This is a genomic window from Streptococcus sp. GMD1S (assembly GCF_000296875.1).
GTDB lineage: Bacteria > Bacillota > Bacilli > Lactobacillales > Streptococcaceae > Streptococcus.
In genome coordinates this window covers 1-677 of record NZ_AJQY01000411.1, presented here as the reverse complement: position 1 = coordinate 677, position 677 = coordinate 1, and the positions used below count along the sequence as shown (strand labels likewise).

Genomic DNA, 677 nt, shown 5'->3' with positions numbered 1-677 from the left:
TCGTAGAGGAGGGTATGGAGTTGAGGAAGGACGCGGACATTGCCCCAGCTATCGTCAGTAGCGACACATTCCCAGAGTTCTTTGAGTCGGTCTAGTTGGTCTTGGACAATATTGCCTGTAGCCTTGGGCTCAGGATTTCCAGCCGATAAGAAAAGGACATCTGGTTGGTAGCGTTCTTGAATCCCTTTAGCAAAGGCCAAATCGGCATCATCAAAGACAGGGATTTTAAAGGTGACCTTGTCTGGATCCAATTGGGAAACGATAAAGTCCAAGGTCTCGAAGTTGACTTCCATCTTTGATGAAGGAGGCTTGGGGCTCAGAGTGACCTGGTCGATGTCTTTTAACCAATTTTGCCAGCGAGAACCTTGAGTCTCAACAGCCAGAGTGATACCGCGTTCCTTGAGCTTGGTGACGAGTTCGGCCATGTTAGCTGCTAGGATAGCGGGATTTCCGCCAGATAGGGTTACATAGTCGTAGCTTCCTAGCTTATCTAAGGCTGCAATGACTTCATCAGCGGTCATGCGAGTTGGTTTTTCAGAACCATCCCAAGTAAAGGCAGAGTCGCACCAGTCGCAGTGGTAGTCGCAACCAGCAGTGCGGACAAACATGGTTTTCTGCCCGATAGCACGACCTTCACCTTGAAAGGTTGGGCCGAAAATTTCCAGAACTGGTAGTTT

1 protein-coding gene is annotated in these 677 nt (G+C 49.2%); it reads right to left on the bottom strand.

Annotated elements, in window-relative coordinates; all coding sequences use genetic code 11:
* Window positions 1-677 (bottom strand): 7-carboxy-7-deazaguanine synthase QueE (queE, locus tag GMD1S_RS10695; RefSeq protein WP_000596987.1); only part of this gene is annotated, 677 nt, incomplete at both ends.